The sequence below is a fragment of the Vibrio sp. 1731 genome, from assembly GCF_033339955.1.
Classification (GTDB): Bacteria; Pseudomonadota; Gammaproteobacteria; order Enterobacterales; family Vibrionaceae; genus Vibrio; species Vibrio alginolyticus.
Map to the genome: position 1 here is coordinate 160,045 of NZ_JAWOVO010000007.1, position 19,706 is coordinate 179,750.

Here is a 19,706-nt window from a genome sequence, read left to right on the forward strand (position 1 = left end):
TAATTAAGCGTATAGCGGGTTTGTTTTCTCTGTGTCGATGTCGAATTTCTTAATTGCTTCTGCAACTACAGATTTCTCAACTTCGCCACGTTTCGCTAGTTCAGTTAGCGCTGCTACTACTACGTAACCTGCGTTCACTTCGAAGTGACGACGTAGGTTTTCACGGCTGTCTGAACGACCGAAGCCATCAGTACCAAGAACTTTGAAAGACTCAGCAGGAATGTATGCACGAACCTGCTCTGCGTAGTTCTTCATGTAGTCAGTTGCTGCGATAGCAGGTTCAGTACCCATTACTGTTTGGATGTAAGGTACTTTCGCTTCCGCTTCTGGGTGAAGCATGTTGAAACGCTCTGCATCTTGGCCATCGCGAGTTAGTTCGTTGAATGACGTTACAGAGTAAACATCAGAAGCAACACCGTAATCTTCGCTTAGGATTTGAGCTGCTTTACGTACTTCATTCATGATAGTACCAGAGCTCATTAGCTGAACTTTCGCTTTGTCGCCCGTGTAAGTTTCTAGCTTGTAGATACCTTTACGGATGCCTTCTTCAGCGCCTTCTGGCATTGCTGGCATTGCGTAGTTTTCGTTCATTAGCGTTAGGTAGTAGAACACGTTTTCTTGTTCTGGACCGTACATGCGACGGATACCGTCTTGCATGATTACTGCTACTTCGTACGCGAATGTTGGGTCGTAAGAAATACAGTTAGGAACCGTACCCGCCAAAATGTGCGAGTGGCCGTCTTCGTGCTGTAGACCTTCACCGTTCAACGTTGTACGACCCGCAGTTGCACCTAGTAGGAAACCACGTGCTTGTTGGTCACCAGCCATCCACGCCATGTCGCCAACACGTTGGAAGCCGAACATTGAGTAGTAGATGTAGAACGGGATCATTGGTAGGTCGTTTGTCGAGTATGAAGTCGCAGCAGCAACCCATGAAGACATAGCACCTAGCTCGTTGATACCTTCTTGTAGAACCTGACCTGAAGTCGCTTCTTTGTAGTAAGAAACAACGCCACGGTCTTCTGGTGTGTAAGTTTGGCCGTGCGGGTTGTAGATACCGATTTGACGGAACAGACCTTCCATACCGAATGTACGTGCTTCGTCAGCAATGATAGGAACGATGTTCTTACCAATGTTCTTGTTCTTAAGTAGAACGTTTAGCGCACGTACGAATGCCATAGTAGAAGAGATATCACGCTTCTGTTCTTCTAGTAGTGGCTTGAATTCTTCTAGCTCAGGAACGATGAATTCTTGAGTGAATTTTGGTAGACGCTGTGGCGTGTAGCCGTGTAGCGCTTTACGACGAGCGTGTAGGTATTCGTACTCTTTTGAACCTTCTTCAAGTTTCAGGTACGGAAGTTCTTTCACTGCTTCGTCAGTTAGGATGTCTTGAAGACCTAGACGGTCACGTAGGTGTAGTACGTGAGTCATGTCCATCTTCTTAACTTGGTGCGCGATGTTCTTACCTTCAGCCGCTTCACCCATGCCGTAACCTTTAACAGTCTTAGCTAGGATTACTGTTGGACGACCTTTAGTTTCTGCCGCGTTTTTGTATGCCGCGTATAGCTTAGAAGACTCGTGACCACCACGCTTAAGTGCGAAGATTTCGTCATCAGTCATGTCAGCAACAAGTGCAGCTGTCTCTGGGTACTTACCAAAGAAGTGCTCACGTACGTACGCACCATCTTTTGATTTGAATGTTTGGTAGTCGCCGTCGATCGTTTCATTCATAAGCTGTAGAAGCTTACCAGTCGTATCTTTAGCTAGTAGTGAATCCCAGTTGTTACCCCAGATTACCTTCACTACGTTCCAACCAGCACCTTTGAACAGACCTTCAAGTTCTTGAATGATCTTACCGTTACCCATTACAGGGCCATCTAGACGCTGTAGGTTACAGTTGATTAGGAAGCATAGGTTGTCTAGTTTCTCACGCGCAGCGAAAGAGATAGCACCACGTGATTCTGGCTCATCCATCTCACCGTCACCTAGGAACGCGTAAACGCGCTGCTCTGAAGTATCTTTAAGACCACGGCCTTCTAGGTACTTAAGGAAACGAGCTTGGTAGATAGAAGCGATTGGACCTAGGCCCATCGATACTGTCGGGAACTGCCAGAATTCAGGCATCAATTTAGGGTGCGGGTATGAAGGAATACCTTTGCCGTCTACTTCTTGACGGAAGTTGTCTAGCTGCTCTTCAGTTAGACGACCTTCAACGAATGCACGTGAGTAGATACCTGGTGAAATGTGACCTTGGTAGTAAACTAGGTCGCCACCATCCTTCTCGTTTGGTGCACGGAAGAAGTGGTTGAAACATGTCTCGTAGAACGCAGCAGAAGACTGGAAAGACGCCATGTGGCCGCCTAGCTCTAGGTCTTTCTTAGATGCACGTAGAACGATCATGATAGCGTTCCAACGAATAATTGAGCGAATACGACGCTCAAGTGTTGTGTCACCTGGGTATGCTGGTTCTTGGTCTGCAGGAATCGTGTTGATGTAGTTAGTTGTGATACCTGTTGGCATATCAACACCGTCTAGACGTGCTTTATCTAGAACTTGCTCTAATAGGAATTGAGCACGCTCTAGACCTTCTTCACGTACAACTGACTCAAGCGCTTGTAGCCATTCTTGAGTTTCCAGTGCATCTACGTCATGCTTCATATCAGACATGGCGATCTATCCTTCTGTTGGTTGGATCTACTTATTTAAGTAACGCTCTTACGAGTCATTACCCTGCTGAATTCGACGTAGAGAACGCTCTCGTCGAGACTCTTCTCGAGTCAAATCCAACAATGTTTCTTCGATGTAAGCCAAGTGCGAGTGGGACATTTCTCGCGCCTTTTCAGGCTGACCAGAAACAATCGCATCCACGATATTGGCTCGGTGTTTACTGACTTTCTCGACCGCTTCTGGGCGGCGACGTAGTAATTTAAAATTTTGTAGAATATTTTGCTCAAGCAAAGGTGCTAAGCTTCGAACAATGTGCAACAAAACCACGTTGTGCGCGGCTTCTGTCAAAGCGATCAAAAATTGCATTACTTCCGCAGATTCAGCTTCGATATCGTTGTTTGCTTGCTCTTGGCTAATGCGCTCAAGGCAACCTTGAATACGCGCAAAATCTTCTTCGGTACCACGTAAAGCTGCAAAGTAGGCTGAAATTCCTTCCATCGCATGACGAGACTCAAGCACATCAAGCTGGGTTTCAGAATGACTAGACAACAAATTCAACAAGGGATCTGAAAAGCTCTTCCAGATATTCTCACTTACGAATGTTCCGCCACCTTGGCGACGAGTCAACAAACGCTTCGCTTCCAAGCGTTGAATGGCTTCTCGGACTGAAGGACGAGACACATCGAACTGTTTTGCCAGTTCACGCTCTGGAGGCAGTTGTTGCCCCGGAGACAATGTTCCTTCCACTATCAACCTTTCTAACTCTTGTTCTATAACATCAGAGAGTTTTGGCTGACGAATCCTTTGATAAGCCATAATTTATTGTTCTTCTACTCTTGCAGGTAATTGGTAATACCAATTTTAAGTTGGTGCAGAAATTAACATAATTAAAACGCCACTGTCCAGCCGAAAATTGACCTAAATCATAGAACGAGCTTACTTCCAACACTCTGATAACAATCGACTGTTAAAACAGCAATAGAATTGGTATGACCAATTACATAAAGCATACAAATGGGAAGTCGACGTGCTAGCAGTTTTGGAAAAGAAATACAGAAAATGACAAAATTATCAGTCTATTTATTCACCAAAACGGCATATGCGAGCGTAAAAATGTAGTTAACTTTTAACAATCATTAATATTTCTGGTATCAAAAAAAGGCATACCTGATCGTATGCCTTATTTATTTCGCTTTTTTGAATTTACACTTTCGCTACAAATCAACGCTGTATAAGCAGTCTATATTTCACCCAATCAAAGCTTAGACCAGGATCGCTTTTTCTCAAGGGCGCAATATATTGATGACCGGTAATTCGTGGCGGGGTGATTTGAGGATAAGACTGCATAATCACCTCAGTGATCTCTGCAAGTGATTGATATTGCGCTTCTGTGTAGGCAGTAAATTCTGTCCCTTCAAGCTCGATACCAATGGAATAGTCATTACAACGCTCCCTGCCTGCGAAACTGGATTGACCGGCATGCCATGCTCTATCAAGAAAAGAAACAAATTGAACAACCTCGCCGTTTCTTTTAATCAAGCAATGTGCAGAAACGCCCATTTTGTGAATGACTTCAAAAAATGGATGTTCATTTGGGTCTAGCTTGCCAGTGAAGAAGTCCTCTATATATGGTCCACCAAACTGCCCAGGAGGCAAACTGATATTGTGTACCACCAGCAGAGAGATGTCGTTTATATCAGAGCGGGCATCAAAAAATGGTGACGGAACATGCTTTGCTTGTGTCAGCCAGCCATTCTCGATAATTGGGCGCATATCAACCTCTCTACTTTGCAAATTAACTGCTGAAATTATTGACACCGGAGAGTATCATTCGTTGCCATCTCCCTTTCAAGACAAGATTTGCGATGAAGAACACACACAACATTCAAGAACGCCTAGAATACCTTAAACAACAACTCCCTTTAGAGATCACTCGCTCTGTCGCTGATACCTTAAAAGAAGATCTAGGTGGCAGTGTCGACGCAGATAATGACATTACTGCATCTTTGATCCCTGCCAATGCGGTCAATACCGCAACGATTATTACTCGTGAGTATGGTGTGTTCTGTGGTCAAGCATGGGCAGATGAAGTTTTTAAGCAGCTCGGTGGCAAGGTCAGTATTGAATGGCACGTAAAGGACGGCGATAAAGTCGAACCTAACCAAACCCTTTGCACGCTGACAGGCCCTGCTCGTGACTTGTTGACTGGTGAGCGTAACGCAATGAACTTCATCCAAACGTTGTCTGGCTGCGCAACAGTTACCGCAGAGTACGCTGAAAAAATCGCGCATACTGAGTGTCGTCTACTAGACACACGCAAAACCATTCCTGGTCTGCGTAGCGCACTAAAATACGCCGTGACGTGTGGTGGTGGCTTTAACCATCGCATCGGCGTGTTCGACGCTTACCTCATTAAAGAAAACCACATTATTGCTTGTGGTGGCATCACTCAAGCCATCCAAAAAGCGAAAGAGCTTAACCCAGGCAAACCGGTAGAAGTAGAAACGGAAAGCTTAGAAGAGTTGAAACAAGCGATAGAGGCTGGTGCCGACATCATCATGCTCGATAACTTCACAAAAGAAATGATGCGTGAAGCCGTAGCGATTAACGCAGGTCGTGCCGCTTTAGAGAACTCCGGCAACATTACGCTAGAGACCATCGCAGAATACGCAGAAACCGGTGTCGATTACATTTCGGTAGGCGCGTTGACTAAGCATTTAAAAGCGATGGATCTTTCGATGCGCTTCAAATAATAAAAGCAACAAATCTGAAATTACTTCAACTAACTCAGTGATTTGTGAGTAATTCATCATTTAAAAGGGCCAATTGGCCCTTTCTTTTTATCCACTAAAAAAATAGTACTACTCGCAAAACTCTGCATGCGATATGCAACTTTTCACCAAAGAGTTTTATCTCACTCGAGAGCCCATCCCTTCCCCATTTTCAACCCACCTTAACTCTCCATAATCTTTCGCCAATGCAAGAGCATTATTAATTTTTAGGAAAGGGTTAAAATGAAAAACAGTAAACAAAAAAAACAACAGGGTTTTACTCTGATCGAATTGATGATCGTGGTAGCAGTTATCGGTGTTTTAGCAGCGATTGCAATTCCTCAATATCAAAAATATGTAGCGAAATCAGAAGTCGCATCCGCATTAGCTACATTAACTGGTGTAAAAACTAACGTTGAAGCTTACGCTGTAGAAAATGGTGCTTTTCCGGATGGTTCAACAGCTAACCAAACAGAAGCAGATCTAGGTGTACCGAGCACAATCCCTTCAGGTGTTATCGCATTTTCAACTGCTAGTTCAGCTGGTGGCACTATCAAGTTCACGTTCAATGCCTCAGGCGTAAGTAACCTTATCACTAGCAAAAACTTTGAGTTGGTTCGTGCTTCTGATGGTACTTGGACATGTCAAGGCTCCTCAGCTAGCCCTGTTACAGACGATTTGTTACCAAAAAACTGTCGATAGTATAGATGCTAACCAACCTCTCAACCATTCTTCGCCAAAAAGGGTTACTGACGTTTTCCCAAGAAGAATCGTTAATAGAGCAAGTCAAAGCTTCTGGCATTTCGATGCCAGAGGCTTTACTCAGTTCTGGATTATTTACATCAAGCGAACTCGCTGAGCACTTAAGTTCTCTCTTTGGTTTAAATCAGCCCGAGTTATCTCAGTACGAGTATGCTTCGCTTTGTCAGCAACTTGGCCTTAGGGAATTAATCACGCGGCATAACGCACTCCCACTCCAGCGTACGTCTTCAACGTTATTACTCGCCGTTGCCGACCCCACCAACCAACAAGCAGAAGATGATTTTCGCTTTGCCACTGGTTTACAGGTTGAATTGGTCTTGGGGGAATTTAGTCAACTCAGCGCGGCAATTCGACGCTTGTATGGTCGTTCATTGAGTCATGAGAAGTCCGGGTTAAAAGAGATCAACCAAGAAGAGTTAGCCAATCTGGTTGACGTGGGCGCAGATGAAATCGACAACATTGAAGACTTGAGCCAAGATGAGTCTCCTGTTAGCCGTTACATCAACCAAATTCTATTGGACGCTGTGCGCAAAGGCGCATCCGATATCCACTTTGAGCCTTATGAAAAGATGTACCGCGTGCGCCTGCGCTGTGATGGCATCTTAATTGAAACACAGCAGCCACCAAGCCACTTGAGTCGCCGCTTATCCGCTCGTATCAAAATCCTCTCTAAGCTTGATATTGCAGAGCGACGTTTACCACAAGATGGGCGTATTAAGCTCAAGTTGAATCAAGACACCGCAATTGATATGCGTGTATCCACGCTGCCTACTCTATTTGGAGAGAAAATTGTACTACGACTGCTCGACAGCAGCTCTGCGTCATTGGATATCGACAAGCTTGGTTATAGCGAACAACAAAAACAATTGTACTTGGATGCGCTGCGTCGCCCACAAGGCATGATTCTGATGACAGGTCCAACCGGGAGCGGAAAAACCGTTTCTTTGTACACCGGGCTGAGTATCCTCAATAAACCAGAAATCAACATTTCTACGGCAGAAGACCCAGTAGAAATTAACTTATCGGGCATTAACCAAGTTCAAGTCCAGCCTAAGATTGGTTTTGGTTTTGCCGAAGCACTGCGCTCTTTCTTACGTCAAGACCCCGATGTGGTAATGGTCGGTGAGATTCGTGACTTAGACACTGCAGAAATCGCGATCAAAGCCTCGCAAACTGGTCACTTAGTACTTTCAACCTTACATACCAATTCTGCGGCTGAAACGGTTATTCGTTTATCAAACATGGGCGTAGAAAGCTTTAACTTGGCCTCATCTCTTAGTTTGATTATTGCCCAGCGCTTAGCCCGTAAACTGTGCTCGCACTGTAAACAATCACAAGAGCTTACCGTTCAGCTACAACATCTTGGAATTCAAGCAAGCGACAACATTTTTAAAGCCAATCCCGATGGATGCAATGAGTGTACCCATGGTTATTCCGGCCGAACGGGGATTTATGAAGTGATGCGCTTTGATGAATTTCTTTCCGAAGCGCTTATTAAAGGTGCCTCGGTACATGAACTAGAAAAACTCGCCATCGCAAATGGTATGAGCACGTTACAAATGTCGGGCATAGAAAAACTCAAACAAGGGATCACAAGTTTTAGTGAACTACAGCGCGTACTTTATTTTTAATCCTTTAATCAGCAGTCACCTCTATGAAAAGCACTACACCACAACTTAAAAACTTCCGCTGGAAAGGCATCAACAGTTCAGGCAAAAAGACGTCTGGACAAACCCTCGCGATGACAGAAATTGAAGTACGCGAGCGTCTAGACGCACAGCACATCAAGATCAAGAAGTTAAAGAAAAGCAGTATCTCGTTTCTCACTAAACTCAGCCATCGCGTGAAAGGCAGAGACATCACGGTGTTTACCCGTCAGATTTCGACGATGTTGATAACCGGTGTACCCTTAGTTCAGGCTTTAAAATTGGTCTCAGAAAATCATAAAAAAGCAGAGATGAAATCCATTTTGATGAGCGTGACACGCGCCGTTGAAGCGGGGACGCCCATGTCAAAAGCAATGCGCACTGCAAGTGAACACTTTGACCCACTCTATACCGACCTTATCGCAACAGGTGAGCAATCCGGTAACTTAGCGGAAGTGTTCGAGCGCTTAGCCACCTACCGAGAAAAAAATGAGCAGCTTCGTGCGAAAGTGATCAAAGCACTGATTTACCCAGCCATGGTAGTGCTAGTAGCGTTAGGAGTGTCGTTTATCATGCTCACCAAAGTCATTCCCGAGTTTGAAAAAATGTTTGTTGGTTTTGGTGCTGACTTACCGTGGTTTACCAGGCAAGTGTTAGATCTTTCCGCCTGGACACAAAACTGGAGCCCATTTATAGCACTAGGCTCTATCAGTCTATTCATCTCAGCGAGAATCCTCTCTAAGCGTTCAGATTCTTTTCGCTTAATGCTCAATCGCTCTGTGCTTAAATTTCCTGTCCTCGGGCCCGTATTATCAAAAGCCGCTATCGCCAAATTTAGTCGAACACTCGCCACAAGCTTTACAGCGGGTATTCCAATTCTAACCAGTTTAAAAACCACATCAAAAACCTCAGGAAACTTACACTATCAACTCGCCATAGAAGAAGTTTACCGTGATACCGCCGCAGGTATGCCAATGTATGTTGCCATGCGTAACTGTAATGTGTTCCCTGAATTAGTGTTACAAATGGTCATGATCGGTGAAGAGTCTGGTCGACTTGACGACATGCTCAATAAAGTTGCAACGATCTACGAGTTTGAAGTCGATAACACCGTCGACAACCTTAGTAAAATTCTAGAGCCACTAATTATCGTTTTTTTAGGTATCGTTGTTGGCGGATTAGTGACAGCAATGTACTTGCCAATCTTTAACTTAATGAGTGTATTGGGCTAGAATGAGCTGTTAACTCCTTTAAAACAGCATCTTGCTGATTTCACTCATCGCTCAAGAGACAAATATGGAAGTATTCCAGTACTACCCTTGGCTATTCGTTGTGTTTGCCACCATCTTCGGTCTGATCGTGGGTAGCTTCCTCAATGTGGTTATTTATCGACTACCTAAAATCATGGAACTAGAATGGCGACGCGAATGTGCCGAGTCATTTCCTGAATACAAAATAGAACCTCCTAAAGAAGTGCTGACCTTGAGCGTTCCACGCTCCTCCTGCCAGAAATGCGCAACATCGATACGTATTCGAGACAACATTCCTGTGATTAGCTGGCTGCTCTTAAAAGGTAAATGTCACAGCTGTCAGGCAACCATTAGTGCACGCTATCTACTGATTGAACTGCTCACTGCATTCTGCTCAGGCTTTATCGCTTATTACTTTGGTTTTAGTTACTTTACCGTTGCACTACTCTTTTTCACTTTTATCTTAATCGCCGCAACATTTATCGATCTCGATACTATGTTGTTACCTGACCAATTAACATTACCATTAACTTGGGCTGGCATTGCCTTAGCATTAGTCGAAATAAGTCCTGTTACTCTACAAGATTCTGTCATTGGTGCTATTGCTGGTTACCTATGTCTCTGGTCCGTTTACTGGGGCTTTAAGTTACTTACTGGTAAAGAAGGAATGGGGTATGGTGATTTCAAACTACTAGCGGCACTAGGAGCTTGGCTAGGTTGGCAGTCACTGCCGATGATCATTCTACTTTCTTCTGTGGTTGGCATCGTATTTGGCATCATTCAACTACGCTTGCAAAAGCAGGGAATTGAAAAAGCTTTCCCTTTCGGTCCTTACTTAGCAATTGCTGGTTGGATAAGCTTAATTTGGGGCGACCAGATTTTAAACTGGTACTTTACTTCAGTTCTAGGAGTGTAAATGGCTTTGGTTATTGGTTTAACAGGTGGTATCGCTAGTGGAAAAACAACCGTCGCGAATCTGTTCAAACAACAATTTAAAATCGATATCGTCGATGCCGACATTGTAGCAAGAGAAGTTGTCGAGCCAGGTACTCCCGGCCTAAACGCGATTATTGAACATTTTGGTCACGATATAGTTCGTGAAGACCAAACTTTAGATCGCGCAAAGCTGAGAGAAAAAATCTTTTCGAATTCAGATGAAAAAGCATGGCTCAACGCACTGTTGCACCCGATAATTCGTGAAAAGATGATCGAAGATTTGCAGCAAGTCACTTCAGAGTATGCGTTACTTGTGGTGCCGTTGCTCGTAGAAAACAAGCTAGATAGTTTGTGTGATCGCGTTCTTGTCGTCGATGTAGAACCGAATACACAGATATCTCGCACGATGAAACGAGACAATGTGAGTGAAGATCAAGTTCGCGCCATCCTTGCCTCTCAAGCATCAAGAGAGCAAAGGCTCGCGCTTGCAGACGATGTGGTTAAGAATAATCCAAGTGACCCTGATCTTTTGCTTCAAATCACAGATTTGCACGAAAAGTACCTAGCCATGTGTAAGAAAAATCTGCGAAAATAGGAACGAAACTCACAAAGGCTTATGTCGATGACCACGCACAAATTTGAACATCCGTTAAATGAGAAAACTCGTATTTATCTAAGAGTAGAGTCTCTGCTGCGTCAGGCTCACTTGGCCTCTGGGTTTAGCGAAAATCATCAGTATCAACTGTTTTTCCGTGCGTTATTCGATATGGTTGAGATCTTCGAACAAATCCAACTGAAAAGTGAACTGGCTAAAGATCTTGAGAAGCAGCGGCTGTCGTACCGCCATTGGCTCAATGTTGATGGTGTCGATCAAGACGCATTAAATACCCTACTACAAGAGATAGATGTCGTTCATAGCCAACTAATGGGTGCTGAACGTTTTGGCCAAGCATTAAAAGAAGATCGCTTCCTAAGCTCTATCCGTCAACGCTTTAATCTACCGGGTGGTTCATGCTGTTTTGATCTGCCAGCATTACACTACTGGCTTCATCTACCTATTGAACGTAAAAAGCGTGATGCACAACAGTGGCAAGCAAGCTTAAAGCCCTTATCTGATGCGCTTTCGTTATGGTTAAAGCTCACTAGAGAGACCGGACATTTCAAAGCTCAAATCGGTCGTGCAGGTTTCTTCCAAAGTGACGCTGATGAAGCCAACATTCTAAGACTTCACATCCCAATGGAATATGGCGTGTATCCTATGATTTCAGGCCATAAAAACCGCTTTGCGATCAAGTTTATGTCGTTTGAAAACGGTCAAGCGTGCACACAAGATATTGAATTTGAACTTGCTGTGTGCAGCTAAGACGACACTACGCCTCGCCTCCATAATCTAAAATTCAACGCTTTATTGCGCTTATATTTGATAAAATTTCGTAGCAGCAATAGCGCGTTGAATAAGCCATCTTTAATTCGTTTAGGTATACTACCCTTTAACACCAATTAGTAATGGGACGCTCAACTATGTCTAAAGTTACCATCGTTCAATGTCCACAATGTGGCGCCGACGTAGAATGGGGAGAACAAAGTCCTCATCGCCCTTTCTGCAGTAAACAATGCCAAATGATTGATTTTGGTGAATGGGCAGATGAAGAAAACACCATCCCAGGCGCACCCGATATGTCCGATAGTGATGGTTGGTCTGAAGACCAGTATTAAATTGAGACCTAGGGTAAAGGAATACCCTAGGTTCCTTCTTGGGGAATCTGAATCACGCTCCTTCGTCGCTGTCCAGAATGACGAATTTTAACCTCGGTACTCTATAATCTTTGACCATCATTTTCCGTCATTCCGAGGAGCCATAGCGACATCAGGAATCTACTCACAGTAAGGATGAAGCTAACAACTTAAACACTTGCATGCTCGACTAGTAGATTCTGAATCACGCTCCTTCGTCGCTGTCCAGAATGACGAATTTTAACCACGGTACTCTATAATCTTTGACCATCATTTCCTGTCATTCCGAGGAGCCATAGCGGCATCAGGAATCTACTCATAGCAAGGATGAAGCTAACAACTTAAACAATTGCATGCTCGACTAGTAGATTCTGAATCACGCTCCTTCGTCGCTGTCCAGAATGACGAATTTTAACCACGGTACTCTATAATCTTTGACCATCATTTCCTGTCATTCCGAGGAGCCATAGCGACATCAGGAATCTATTCACAGCAAGGCAGAGGCGTGGAGTGTACGTCAGTGCATGAGCATCGACAGCGCAGGTCGGGTGAAAAGAAACGAGCAAGCTAATTACACAAATAAAAAAACGGAGCCCTAAAAGGACTCCGTTTAAGATGAGAACGCTAGTTATAGCATTACTTCTTAGCAAGTTTCTCTTTGATACGAGCAGACTTACCAGAACGCTCACGTAGGTAGTACAACTTGGCACGACGTACTGCACCACGGCGTTTAACTTCGATGCTATCAACGATTGGAGAGTGTGTTTGGAACGTACGCTCAACACCTTCACCGTTAGAGATCTTACGTACAGTGAAAGCAGAGTGTAGACCACGGTTACGGATTGCGATTACAACGCCTTCGAAAGCCTGTAGACGCTCACGGTCACCTTCTTTTACCTTAACTTGAACTACAACAGTGTCACCTGGTGCAAATTTAGGTAGGTCTGATTTCATTTGCTCTTCTTCAAGAGCTTTGATGATGTTACTCATTTTTTAAATTCCTAGAATAAACTGATACTAAATAAATTAGGTTACTTTGCGTTATGTTCTTTAATGGCTTTATGCTCATTAACAAACTCAGCAAGTAATTGTTCCTGTTCGTCAGTCAGAGCTAGGTTTTCCAGGAGCTCTGGTCTTCTTAGCCAAGTACGGCCCAACGACTGCTTGAGTCGCCATTGACGAATGTCCTTGTGATTGCCTGACATCAGTACCGCTGGTACCTCTTTGTCATCCAATACTTCTGGACGCGTATAGTGAGGGCAATCTAACAAGCCATTTGCAAAAGAGTCTTCTTCTGCTGACGCGAAATCCCCTAGTACACCCGGAACAAACCGAGAGACAGAGTCGATTAACGTCATGGCTGGTATCTCACCACCCGTCATCACAAAATCACCAATCGACCATTCTTCGTCGACTTCAGATTGAATGATGCGCTCATCTACCCCTTCATAACGACCACAAATCAGAAGCAAGTTCTCATTCGTTGCCAGTTCTTCCACTCCTTTCTGGTCGAGCTTGCGACCTTGAGGAGAAAGGTAGATGACTTTCGTCTTGCCCGGTGAGGCTGCTTTCGCAGTATGAATGGCATCGCGCAAAGGCTGAACCATCATTAACATACCAGGGCCACCACCGTAAGGTCGGTCATCGACTGTGCGATGTTTGTCGTGAGTGAAATCTCTAGGATTCCAAGTCTCAATCGACAAAAGACCTTTTTTAACCGCTTGACCTGTTACTCCAAAATCAGTAACAGAACGGAACATTTCTGGAAAAAGGCTAATAACGCCAACCCACATGTTTATCTCGCTCTGTAATTTTGGAGATTAGAATCCAGGATCCCAGTCAACTTCGATCCGTTGAGCTTCGCGATCAACATTAATGATCACTTGCTCTTCAAGGAACGGGATTAATCGTTCCTTCTGCCCGAAAGCATCTTTAAGATTTGCTTTAACAACCAGAACATCGTTTGAGCCAGTTTCTAGCATGTCAGTAACGACACCTAGATCGTAACCTTTAGTAGTTACAACTTGCATCCCAAACAATTCGCGCCAGTAGAATTCATCTTCTGACAATTCAGGAAGTACCGCAGGGTCAATAGCAATTTCAAAGTTCGTCATTAGATGCGCGTCTTCACGAACATCCATGCCTTCCAGCTTAGCCACCATACCTTTGTTATGGCGCTTCCAGCTTTCTACTTTGTACTCAACCCACTTGCCCTTTTGGTTAATGTACCAAGGGCTGTAATCGAAAATGCTTTCAGCATTGTCTGTGTAGGAAAAAACCTTAAGCCAACCACGAATGCCGTAAGTAGCACCAAACTTGCCTACAACAATCTTTTCGTTGCTCATTGTTTCTTTACCTTTCATCGACATAAACTAGTTTCTACTTTTCAAGTAAAAAATTAAGCCGCTTTTTGAGCGTCTTTAACTAGCTTAGCAACACGGTCAGATACTGACGCGCCTTGACCAACCCAGTGGTTAACGCGGTCTAGGTCTAGACGTAGACCTTCTTCTTGACCTTTAGCAGTTGGGTTGAAGAAACCAACTTTCTCGATGAAACGGCCAGTTGCAGCGTTGCGGCTGTCCGCTACTACGATTTGATAAAATGGACGCTTTTTAGCGCCGTGACGTGCCAAACGAATGGTTACCATGTCGTCCTCTTTGCTTTCTCAAAAATAAAATTAACCCCAAAAACCATTCAAGAAATTAAACAGTTTGGGGTCTCGTGCCAAAATAAAGCTCCGGAATTTTACTCTTCTCCCGGAGCAATGCAAGGAGTTTAGTTACTTTTTCACCAACATAAATTGAATTTAAAGTTTGTGACGTACCTAACACCCTGAATCTATGCGTGATCGATTAATTAACGACCAAATGGGTTGAAGCCACCGCCACCACCCATGCCGCCCATCATGCCTTGCATGTTGCGCATCATGCCTTTCATGCCACCTTTTTGCATCTTTTTCATCATTTTCTGCATTTGGGTGAACTGTTTTAGTAAGCGGTTTACATCTTGAACCTGCACACCAGAACCAGCCGCGATACGCTTCTTGCGCGAGCCCTTGATAATTTCTGGGCGTTGACGTTCTTTCATTGTCATGGAGCTGATGATCGCTTCCATCTGTTTGAACATCTTGTCATCGACTTTGTCTTTCACATTGTCTGGTAGCTGGGACATTCCTGGAAGCTTATCCATCATCCCCATCATGCCGCCCATGTTTTGCATCTGGCCTAGCTGTTCACGGAAATCTTCAAGGTCGAAACCTTTCTTCTCTTTGAACTTCTTCGCTAACTTTTCTGCCTTTTCTTGGTCAACGTTGCGTTGTAGGTCTTCAATTAAAGACAGAACGTCACCCATGCCAAGAATACGTGAAGCAACACGATCTGGGTGGAACGGTTCTAGCGCGTCAGTTTTTTCACCGACACCCAAGAATTTGATTGGCTTGCCCGTGACATGGCGTACTGAAAGTGCCGCACCACCACGAGCATCACCATCAACCTTAGTTAGAACTACACCGGTAAGAGGTAGCGCATCGCCAAAGGCTTTTGCTGTATTTGCTGCGTCTTGACCCGTCATTGCGTCAACAACAAATAGCGTTTCTACTGGGTTGATAGCTGCGTGAAGATCTTTGATCTCCCCCATCATCTCTTCATCAATAGCCAAACGACCTGCGGTATCGACAATAAGTACGTCGTAGAATTTTTTCTTCGCATGGTCAATCGCTGCATTGGCGATATCAATAGGCTTTTGGTCTGGTGATGATGGGAAGAAGTCAACACCGATGTCTGATGCCAGCGTTTCAAGCTGCTTGATTGCCGCAGGACGGTAAACGTCGGCAGACACAACCAAAACTTTCTTCTTGTCACGTTCTTTTAGAAGCTTAGATAACTTACCTACCGATGTGGTTTTACCCGCACCTTGTAGACCTGCCATAAGAAGCACAGCAGGTGGTTGAGCGGCAAGGTTTAGCGCCTCATTCGACTCACCCATTACGGCTTCAAGTTCTGTTTGAACGATCTTGATAAATTCCTGACCTGGAGTCAGAGATTTAGAAACTTCTACGCCCACCGCTTTTTCTTTAACGCGGTTCACAAATTCACGAACGACCGGAAGCGCAACGTCAGCTTCAAGTAGAGCCATTCGGACTTCACGTAGGGTTTCTTTAATGTTGTCTTCGGTCAGACGACCTTTACCACTGATATTTTTCAGCGTTTTGGATAATCGATCCGTTAAATTCTCAAACATCTTTGTCTCTTCGCTAAAATGGCGATTAATTAGTGTGAGTATACATTAGCCAAGGTCTGAGTCATACCCGTACCGCTGTCCTATTCTTGTCTCTATTTATATATGGTGCGGTAACTTATTAATTTCAATATCTCATCTCTCACGATTGATGTCGGATATAACGTAGCCCCAAAGTGTAATGCAAGGTATAATTTCTCCATCGTGCACAATAATATTTAGGATTCATGGATAGCTTAATAGCCATCGCGGCCGCCATACTTTATGTTTTGGCGATTGCGACCATCATACCCGGACTCTCACAACAGTCAGGAATCAAAGCAAAAACAGTGTTTGCTAGTGCTGCCTGTGCGCTTGTTTTTCATGCGTGGATTTTGAGTGATCTGATTTTTGATGGTTCAGGTCAAAACCTGAGTATTCTCAACGTGGCTTCTTTGATCAGTTTTATTATTTCTCTGGTCATGAGCCTTGCTATGTTGAAAAACCGACTGTGGTTTTTATTGCCTGTCGTTTATAGCTTTGCTGCCATCAATTTATCTGCTGCCACATTTTTGCCAAGCACGTTTATAAAGCACCTAGAGAATGACCCTAAGCTACTCATTCATATTTCATTTGCGCTCTTCTCATACGCGACTTTAACTATCGGGGCACTCTATGCGCTTCAGTTGGCTTGGCTGGATCACAAACTGAAAGCAAAAAAATCTTTGGCGATTAACCCAAACCTGCCGCCTCTATTAATGGTGGAGCGTCAACTCTTCAAAATTATTTTGATCGGTAACTTATTGTTAACTGCCACGCTCATTACTGGCTTTGTCTTTGTGCAGGATATGTTTGCCCAAGGTAAGGCACATAAGGGCATTCTTTCTTTCATCGCTTGGGTGGTGTACTCAATACTGCTTTGGGGTCACTATCAAAAAGGCTGGCGTGGTAGAAAAGTCACATGGTTCGCTGTTGCAGGAGCAACACTGTTAACTCTGGCATATTTTGGCAGTCGCTTTGTAAAAGAAATCATCTTGAATTAAGGAGCTCTAGGGCTCCTATCCTTTATATTTTAGGCTAGATAAAATACAGTACGCCTTAACTCTTTGACTTAACGGACTTACTCAACCGTTATATAACCCAATACTTACAAGGAACAGCAACGTTTTGGACGACATCTCTACGGGTATCTTGTTTGCGCTACTCGCGTGTCTTATCGTCATATCAGGTTACTTTTCCGGTTCAGAAACAGGGATGATGTCTCTGAATCGTTATCGCTTAAAACACTTAGCCAAAAACGGGCATAAAGGTGCTAAGCGAGTCGAAAGACTATTAGACCGTCCAGATCGTTTGATTGGTCTTATTCTTATCGGCAACAACCTCGTTAATATTCTCGCGTCTGCTATCGCGACCATTATTGGTATGCGTTTGTATGGTGATTTAGGTGTCGCTATCGCAACCGGTGCACTAACTATGGTTGTATTGGTTTTTGCCGAGGTTACCCCTAAAACAATTGCAGCGCTTTACCCTGAACGTGTGTCCTACGCGAGCAGTATATTATTGACCATACTGATGAAGTTACTGTCGCCTTTAGTGATGCTTGTTAACTTTATTACGAATGGCTTTATCCGCTTACTTGGCGTGAGAGCGGATCACTCAGCAGAAGATCATCTTAGCTCCGATGAGCTGCGTACGGTGGTAAATGAAGCTGGCGGTTTGATCCCTCGCCGACACCAAGACATGCTAGTGTCTATTTTGGATCTTGAGCACGTCACCGTGAACGACATTATGGTCCCACGCAATGAAATTACCGGTATTGATATTAACGACGACTGGAAATCCATTGTTCGCCAGCTAACACACTCACCACATGGACGCATAGTTTTCTATCGTGACCAAATTGATGAAGTGGTTGGCATGCTGCGCTTGCGTGAAGCTTATCGTCTGATGTTGGAAAAGAACGAATTCAACAAAGAAACGCTATTACGTGCTGCTGATGAGGTCTATTACATCCCAGAAGGCACACCACTGAACGTGCAAATGTTGAAATTCCAACGCAACAAGCAACGTATCGGTCTGATCGTGGATGAGTACGGTGATATCATCGGTCTAATCACTCTTGAAGATATTCTGGAAGAGATCATTGGTGAGTTCACGACGTCAATTTCTCCAAGCCTCTCTGATGAAATCAGTCCTCAAGGTGACGGAAGCTTTCTTATTGAAGGCAGCACCAATATTCGAGATATTAACAAAGGCCTGAAATGGGATTTACCAACGGATGGCCCAAGAACGTTAAACGGTCTTATTTTGGAGCACCTGGAAGATATTCCAGAGAGCCATTTAAGCGTGAGAGTAGCGGGTCACCCAATGGAACTTGTTGAGATTGAAGAGAACCGAATCAAGCTCGTTCGTGTTTATCCGAAGAAGAAAAAATCGACATCCAAATAACCAAAAGAAAAGCCTGACTCATGTCAGGCTTTTTTACTTATTGGGGCAATATGCTTCTTAATGAGCACCTAGTCGATGCGCAACTCTTTTAACATCGACTCAGGCAAAGCAAGTTCATCATTTTTGTTCACCGAAACACCAGCATCCAAAATGTTCTTTGCGATCTGTTGTGCTTCTTTTAAAGAGTGCATTGCTGCCGTGCCGCATTGGTATTCGTTAAGTTCAGGGATCTTATTCTGACTTTCTACCTTCAGCACGTCTTCCATTGCTGCAATCCAAGCATCTGCGACTTGCTGCTCTGATGGTGTGCCAATCAGACTCATGTAAAAACCTGTGCGGCAACCCATAGGCGAAATATCGATGATCTCAACAGAATCACCGTTTAGGTGATTACGCATAAAGCCTGCATAAAGGTGCTCTAGGGTGTGAATACCTTTTTCAGAAAGAATGTCTTTGTTTGGCGCAGTAAAGCGTAAGTCGAAAACAGTAATCGTATCCCCTTTTGGGGTCTGCATGGTTTTCGCCACTCGCACTGCCGGTGCATTCATACGAGTGTGGTCCACGGTAAAACTATCGAGTAAAGGCATTACATCTCTCCTGATTGTAACTCCAGTACCTTTCGGTAATGGATAAATGTCATTCATCCCTACAGCACATGAACAGACTGTGGGCTAAAAGAACCAGCTGCTGTTGTCTTCTAATTTCTGACGACATTGCTTCAGCTGCCAGCCATAAGTTTTCGCTGTTTGTTCAACACGTCGAGCGACTTTGATTAAACTAGGTTTTCGATTATAAGTGCCTCGCTTATATCCACCTCGCCCTTCATGATAAGCCAGATACTGGTTATAGGGATCCCATAATGAAATCCCTAGCTGACGCCGTGTTTCATGAGTGTACCAACCGACAAACATCATAGAATCATTGAAGTTGGTACGAGAGCCACCCTGACCTGTCGCATCTTGGAAGTCTTCCCAAGCAGGGTCTTGAGCTTGAGCATAACCATACGCACTGCTGACTCGTCCCCAAGGAATAAACCCTAGCAAATAATCTTTAGGTGGTTTTGCATCGTGCCGAAAGCTGCTTTCTTGTTTAATGATGGCCATAGCGACATGAATAGGGGTACCCCATTCATCTTCCATATCTTTGGCATCATCGTACCAACCGGATTTCTCTCGGAATATCTCGCATAAGTTATTCTGCTGCTTTGGCGGTGCCGTAGCACAACCTGCAAGTAACACGCTTCCAAGTACCGCTACTACTAACGACTTAATGTTCAA

At 44.2% G+C, this 19,706-nt stretch carries 20 protein-coding genes; 10 read left to right on the forward strand and 10 right to left on the reverse strand.

Going from position 1 to position 19,706, the window contains the following annotated elements:
- Window positions 1-3: 3 nt before the first annotated feature.
- From aceE to ampD, 3 genes are all read right to left on the reverse strand, one after another.
- Window positions 4-2,667, reverse strand: a complete 2,664-nt coding sequence (aceE, locus tag R7035_RS10410) for a pyruvate dehydrogenase (acetyl-transferring), homodimeric type (protein WP_005386612.1) — start codon at window positions 2,665-2,667, stop codon at window positions 4-6.
- A gap of 48 nt (window positions 2,668-2,715) precedes the next feature.
- Window positions 2,716-3,483 (reverse strand): pyruvate dehydrogenase complex transcriptional repressor PdhR, encoded by a 768-nt coding sequence (gene pdhR / locus R7035_RS10415; protein WP_005379989.1) that lies wholly within the window; start codon window positions 3,481-3,483, stop codon window positions 2,716-2,718.
- 405 nt (window positions 3,484-3,888) lie between these two features.
- Window positions 3,889-4,440: a 1,6-anhydro-N-acetylmuramyl-L-alanine amidase AmpD gene (ampD, locus tag R7035_RS10420; protein ID WP_042521337.1), complete on the reverse strand. Its 552-nt coding sequence runs from the start codon at window positions 4,438-4,440 to the stop codon at window positions 3,889-3,891.
- Between the two features lie 92 nt (window positions 4,441-4,532).
- On the opposite strand from ampD, the gene nadC reads away from it, so the two are divergent.
- The 8 genes from nadC to yacG all read left to right on the forward strand — a co-directional run bounded on the left by nadC (window position 4,533) and on the right by yacG (window position 11,748).
- Window positions 4,533-5,420 carry a carboxylating nicotinate-nucleotide diphosphorylase gene (nadC, locus tag R7035_RS10425; RefSeq protein ID WP_262651735.1) on the forward strand — a complete coding sequence of 296 codons (888 nt, stop codon included), beginning with the start codon at window positions 4,533-4,535 and terminating at the stop codon, window positions 5,418-5,420.
- A gap of 261 nt (window positions 5,421-5,681) precedes the next feature.
- Window positions 5,682-6,140, forward strand: coding sequence for a pilin (locus tag R7035_RS10430; protein WP_047008977.1), 459 nt, complete (start codon window positions 5,682-5,684; stop codon window positions 6,138-6,140).
- Window positions 6,141-6,145: 5 nt separating this feature from the next.
- Window positions 6,146-7,831 (forward strand): type IV-A pilus assembly ATPase PilB, encoded by a 1,686-nt coding sequence (gene pilB / locus R7035_RS10435; RefSeq protein ID WP_054576330.1) that lies wholly within the window; start codon window positions 6,146-6,148, stop codon window positions 7,829-7,831.
- A gap of 23 nt (window positions 7,832-7,854) precedes the next feature.
- On the forward strand, window positions 7,855-9,078 hold the full coding sequence (locus tag R7035_RS10440; protein WP_017635918.1) for a type II secretion system F family protein: 1,224 nt from the start codon (window positions 7,855-7,857) through the stop codon (window positions 9,076-9,078).
- Between the two features lie 64 nt (window positions 9,079-9,142).
- On the forward strand, window positions 9,143-10,012 hold the full coding sequence (locus tag R7035_RS10445) for a prepilin peptidase (RefSeq protein ID WP_193838126.1): 870 nt from the start codon (window positions 9,143-9,145) through the stop codon (window positions 10,010-10,012).
- Complete coding sequence (coaE, locus tag R7035_RS10450) at window positions 10,013-10,627, forward strand: dephospho-CoA kinase (RefSeq protein ID WP_017635920.1); 615 nt, start codon at window positions 10,013-10,015, stop codon at window positions 10,625-10,627.
- Between the two features lie 27 nt (window positions 10,628-10,654).
- Window positions 10,655-11,395, forward strand: coding sequence for a cell division protein ZapD (zapD, locus tag R7035_RS10455; RefSeq protein ID WP_005373086.1), 741 nt, complete (start codon window positions 10,655-10,657; stop codon window positions 11,393-11,395).
- A gap of 158 nt (window positions 11,396-11,553) precedes the next feature.
- Window positions 11,554-11,748: a DNA gyrase inhibitor YacG gene (gene yacG / locus R7035_RS10460; RefSeq protein ID WP_017635922.1), complete on the forward strand. Its 195-nt coding sequence runs from the start codon at window positions 11,554-11,556 to the stop codon at window positions 11,746-11,748.
- Between the two features lie 654 nt (window positions 11,749-12,402).
- Here yacG and rplS read toward each other — a convergent pair.
- The 5 genes from rplS to ffh all read right to left on the reverse strand — a co-directional run bounded on the left by rplS (window position 12,403) and on the right by ffh (window position 16,005).
- A complete protein-coding gene (gene rplS / locus R7035_RS10465) occupies window positions 12,403-12,756 on the reverse strand; it encodes a 50S ribosomal protein L19 (RefSeq protein ID WP_005379971.1) in 354 nt (117 codons plus the stop codon).
- A 41-nt stretch (window positions 12,757-12,797) separates the two neighbouring features.
- Entirely contained in the window at window positions 12,798-13,559 is a 762-nt protein-coding gene (gene trmD, locus R7035_RS10470; protein ID WP_005385420.1) for a tRNA (guanosine(37)-N1)-methyltransferase TrmD, read from the reverse strand.
- A 27-nt stretch (window positions 13,560-13,586) separates the two neighbouring features.
- Window positions 13,587-14,135 (reverse strand): ribosome maturation factor RimM, encoded by a 549-nt coding sequence (gene rimM / locus R7035_RS10475; protein ID WP_005379964.1) that lies wholly within the window; start codon window positions 14,133-14,135, stop codon window positions 13,587-13,589.
- A 29-nt stretch (window positions 14,136-14,164) separates the two neighbouring features.
- Window positions 14,165-14,413: a 30S ribosomal protein S16 gene (rpsP, locus tag R7035_RS10480; protein ID WP_005379962.1), complete on the reverse strand. Its 249-nt coding sequence runs from the start codon at window positions 14,411-14,413 to the stop codon at window positions 14,165-14,167.
- Window positions 14,414-14,622: 209 nt separating this feature from the next.
- Window positions 14,623-16,005, reverse strand: a complete 1,383-nt coding sequence (ffh, locus tag R7035_RS10485; RefSeq protein ID WP_005385423.1) for a signal recognition particle protein — start codon at window positions 16,003-16,005, stop codon at window positions 14,623-14,625.
- Window positions 16,006-16,229: 224 nt separating this feature from the next.
- Between ffh and R7035_RS10490 the strand changes: the two genes are divergently transcribed.
- Window positions 16,230-17,024: an inner membrane protein YpjD gene (locus R7035_RS10490; RefSeq protein WP_005379950.1), complete on the forward strand. Its 795-nt coding sequence runs from the start codon at window positions 16,230-16,232 to the stop codon at window positions 17,022-17,024.
- Between the two features lie 124 nt (window positions 17,025-17,148).
- Window positions 17,149-18,429, forward strand: coding sequence for an HlyC/CorC family transporter (locus tag R7035_RS10495; protein ID WP_005379948.1), 1,281 nt, complete (start codon window positions 17,149-17,151; stop codon window positions 18,427-18,429).
- Window positions 18,430-18,497: 68 nt separating this feature from the next.
- Here R7035_RS10495 and luxS read toward each other — a convergent pair whose 3' ends face one another.
- Window positions 18,498-19,016 carry an S-ribosylhomocysteine lyase gene (luxS, locus tag R7035_RS10500; protein ID WP_017820391.1) on the reverse strand — a complete coding sequence of 173 codons (519 nt, stop codon included), beginning with the start codon at window positions 19,014-19,016 and terminating at the stop codon, window positions 18,498-18,500.
- Window positions 19,017-19,100: 84 nt separating this feature from the next.
- Window positions 19,101-19,706: a hypothetical protein gene (locus R7035_RS10505; RefSeq protein ID WP_318146120.1), complete on the reverse strand. Its 606-nt coding sequence runs from the start codon at window positions 19,704-19,706 to the stop codon at window positions 19,101-19,103.